Genomic DNA, 1,409 nt, shown 5'->3' on the forward strand with positions numbered 1-1,409 from the left:
CAGCGGCGGCCGGGGCGGGCGTGCCCTCGGCGGCGGGCGCGCTCGGCGCCTCGGTCTTGCCGCACGCGGCCAGCGCGAACAATGCGCTGAGCACCAGCGGATAACGGGACAGGGTGGCGATACGCGAATTCATCGGGATCTCCGCAGAAAAAGCTGGGAATGTCGGTTGCGGCGGCGATGCCGTCCGCGAGGCCCGCCAGCATAGCGGGCGGGCGACTTAACGGGGAGTGTAGGGGCTGCGGCGGGGAAACGAGGGATCAGGGACAGGGGGAATGGCGGCGAATCGAATCCCGCCATTGCCTGTTCCCATTGCCCCTCAGCGCTTCGCCTTGGCCCGCTCGCGCGCGATCAGGTGATCGGCCACGCGCAGGATGTCGTCGAAACCCTTCTGAGTGGTGATGCGGTACTTGCCCGCGACCACCATGCCGGGAGTGCCGTCGACGCCGGAGGCCATGATGAAGTCGGTGGCGCGCTTCATCGCCTGCTCGGTGGCCTTGCCGGTCATGGTCGCGGCGAAGGTGCTCGGGTCGGCGCCGAACTTGGCGTAGAAGCCGGCGATTTCCTGCGCGCTGGCGTTCTGGATCGGCAGGCTCTTGTCTTCGTGCAGGGCCTTGAACACCGCCTCGTGGGTCTGCGGCAGAAGCTTGAGCGACTGCGCGGTGTAGAAGGCCTGCGCGTACGGCGTCCAGTAGCCGCCCCACGGCGCGGCCAGCGGGACGAAGTTGACGTCGGCCGGCAGCCTGGCCTTCCACTTCGACACCAGCGGCTCGAAGTGCGCGCAGTGCGGGCAGGTGTAGCCGAACACTTCGACCACCTCGACCTTGCCGGCCGGCGTGGCGAACGGCTTGCCGCCGGGGATCTCGACGTAGTCCACGCCGGGTTCGGGCGCGGGGCCGGCCGGGGCGGCGGCCTTGGGCGCGGCGGCGGCGGCGAAGGGAATCACGGCGAGCAGCAGCAAGGTGGCGAGGCGTCGGTTCATCGGAAAGGGTCTCGTCGAAGTGGGGCCGGCTGCGCGTCGCGCCGGTGGAGCGGGCAGGGAAAGCGAAATCGCGTCGCCAAGGATAGCGGTGGGCGCGGGCGACCAGGAGTGCGGGGTGGGACCGGGCGACGGTAGCGGAGTTCCCGCGCGGCTGCGCGGTGTGAGGTGCGTCACTTTTACCCAGGCGGTGGTGAGCTTTGTGTAGGAGCGGCGCGAGCCGCGACTGCGGCAGCGCGGCTACGTCGCTGCTTTCGCAGCGGTTGCGTTGTCGCAGTCGCGGCTTGCGCCGCTCCTACAGGGGGCGGTGCGGTTACAAACAAAAACGCCGGCGCGAGGCCGGCGTTTTCGTCGCTGTCGCGCGCGCTCAGCCCTTGGCGGGCGTCGCCGGCGCGCCGGCCGGCTTGGGCGCGGGCGCCGGGGCGGCCGCGGG

Annotated in this window: 1 protein-coding gene; it reads right to left on the bottom strand. The window is 70.8% G+C overall.

Annotated elements, in window-relative coordinates; genetic code table 11:
• Positions 1–316: 316 nt before the first annotated feature.
• Positions 317–979: a thiol:disulfide interchange protein DsbA/DsbL gene (locus tag A7A76_RS02840; RefSeq protein ID WP_206409775.1), complete on the bottom strand. Its 663-nt coding sequence runs from the start codon at positions 977–979 to the stop codon at positions 317–319.
• Positions 980–1,409 lie beyond the last annotated feature (430 nt).

Source organism: Lysobacter enzymogenes, from assembly GCF_017168095.1.
In the GTDB taxonomy this organism is placed as follows: Bacteria; Pseudomonadota; Gammaproteobacteria; order Xanthomonadales; family Xanthomonadaceae; genus Lysobacter; species Lysobacter enzymogenes_D.